Origin of the sequence: Dictyobacter arantiisoli (assembly GCF_008326305.1) — a bacterium.
Taxonomy (GTDB): Bacteria; Chloroflexota; Ktedonobacteria; order Ktedonobacterales; family Ktedonobacteraceae; genus Dictyobacter; species Dictyobacter arantiisoli.
In genome coordinates, this window is record NZ_BIXY01000204.1 from 1 (window position 1) to 2,393 (window position 2,393).

The window sequence follows — 2,393 nt, forward strand, 5'->3', positions numbered from 1 at the left end:
AGTGAAGTAGGCGGCTGGCGCGTTGCCTTGCGGTACGTTTCCATCCGCCCCTTCCCGAACCGTACGTGCCACTTTCATGGCATACGGCTCTCCAGTTCTCCCGATTCATTGTACGGCTGTTTGGTAGGGTTTCCTGTATGTATTGCCCAATGGTCGTACCTACATACCGCCAAGGTTTTGCGGTTCATGGCTATCATGATCTGCATCCAGAGCGGTTTTTCCTTCCTCCCCCTCTTCTTGAGGTCACTGAGCTTTCGGACATGATGGATTTGCACATGATCTTTGCTTCCGCAGAGCTCACATACATTTCGTAGTAGTCGTTTCACTACTTCATTCCGAGGGATGACCACAAAATTGGGGTTAAGATCGCGGATGACTGCCTTTTCTTGTCGTCTCAGAGGGATGCCACCGAATCGCGCCACATGCACCTTCCCGTCTTTCCCTTCGATTTTGGCTTCTAAACACTTCATTTTTCCATTCCAGGTTTCCACCTCTGCCTGGTATTTGTGTACCAGCTTTGAGACTGTTGATTTGTGTTTCCCTGCCAAGGTCTTCAGGAGCGACGTTCTCATATACCAGTGGAGTCGATTTAGCCACCCCATATTGGTCGCTAGCGCGTAGTATTGCACAAGTCCCCGATATTTCCATTGATATTTCTGTATGATCGCAAAATCACTCTCATTCTGAAATTCCGCTTTGTGTATGGGTTTCCCATGCTTTTGGTACTTGGCGCAGTGACTATCCACGACATCTTTTGATACTCGCAGCTCGATGACCCCGTTAATACATCTTCGTCCTCGTGTCGGATGTATCTTGGTATCATCCTGTTGTACTGCGATCTCATATCCGAGGAAGCGGGCTGCACTGGTATGTGCATGCGTGATTAAGGTCTTTTCCTGGCTCATTTCCAGCTTGAGTTCCTCTTGCAGGAATGCTCTCAGTTGCTCCTTAATGGTTTCCGCTTCTCCCTCTGGTCCCGCAAATCCAAGCAGGAAGTCGTCAGCATAGCGCACGTACCTCAGTCTCCTGTATTCAGGATCATCGGGGTCTCGTTGGGGGAGTTTGAGCTGTTGCTTACGTGCTCTGGCTGCCTCTCTTTTCAGACCTTTGTTCCTGAGGTGATGGGCTCTGCTGTACCATTTCCGGTATTCAGGATTTTCTCTCCGTTTGTCTTTGCGGTTGTAGGTTGGTACTATCACCTTCTCAACATATTTATCTAGCCTGTCCATATAGATATTTGAAAGAATGGGGCTGAGCACACCCCCTTGTGGCGTTCCACTTATTGTGCGATTGTACGACCATTCTTCCAGGTATCCTGCTTTGAGCAGGCCGTCTATCAATCTCAGAAACCGATTATCTTGGATATTTTCTCTTAGGATGTCCATCAACTTGTCATGATTGATGTTATCGAAACATCCTTTGATATCTCCCTCGATAAACCATTTGGTGCCTGTCCATGCGGTCTTGATCTCGCTTAATGCGGTATGGCATCCGCGTACAGGCCGAAAACCGTGTGAATGATCACTAAATTGTACATTGTAGTATGCCTCAAGAATGAGGCGTATTACTTCCTGTAACAGTTTGTCTGACCATGTGGGCATGCCAAGCGGTCGCTTTTTCCCGTTTTTCTTCGGGATATAGATACGCCGTACTGGTTGCCATCGATAGCGTTCATAGCGTAATGCTTCTATGATGCTATTGATCTTTTCCAGTGTCATACCGTCCACAGTTTCGTTGGTTGTACCCTGGGTCATTGCTCCCTTGTTGGTATACAGTCGAGCATATGCCCGCAGATACAGATCTGGGTTGTAGAGTAGTCGATAAATGTTCTTTAGTGGCAGTTTCCGCTTGCCGTATTCTTGAACGATACCTAGTACAGTTTCGGCATTCCGCAACTTGCGTACCTCCCTCTACTGAGTTATCAGGATAACCTGCTTCCCTTCCCTTGTTCAGGTACTATGGAAGCTCCGTTGCCCTGGGCCTCTCGACCTTTAGGCAATCCCGCGTTTACGCTTGCTAGACGTTCTAGCCCGTTTAGGTGCCCCGTTCGTTCCCTTGAATGTGCTCGTTGCACATCGCTCGTCGCAGAGAGCGTCTCATGAGCATTGCCTAATCTCGTGATCATGCGACGTTACCAGTTACAGGTATGGTATGGCAGGCAGATCTATGCACCGCTGAGAACTGGGGTTCAACCAGTGTAGGCTTCACCATGTGGGCAGGACTTGCAGCACGTCACACTGCATACCTTCATGTTTAGCTGCTTTCCTACCATGCTATTTTCCCCTTTGAGTTTCCTCATCAGGTAGGGTAGGCGTCCTAAGAGGTTTCCTTGCTCTCTACCTCCTGCCTCTGCGAGGCTATCTAACAAGCGCCGACGCGGCGCACGGCAATGA

The 2,393-nt window shown here is 48.9% G+C and carries 1 protein-coding gene; it reads right to left on the reverse strand.

The window, feature by feature from the left end:
- Positions 1-74: 74 nt before the first annotated feature.
- Positions 75-1,895, reverse strand: coding sequence for a reverse transcriptase/maturase family protein (locus tag F1593_RS27770; protein ID WP_149404794.1), 1,821 nt, complete (start codon positions 1,893-1,895; stop codon positions 75-77).
- Between the last annotated feature and the right edge of the window lie 498 nt (positions 1,896-2,393).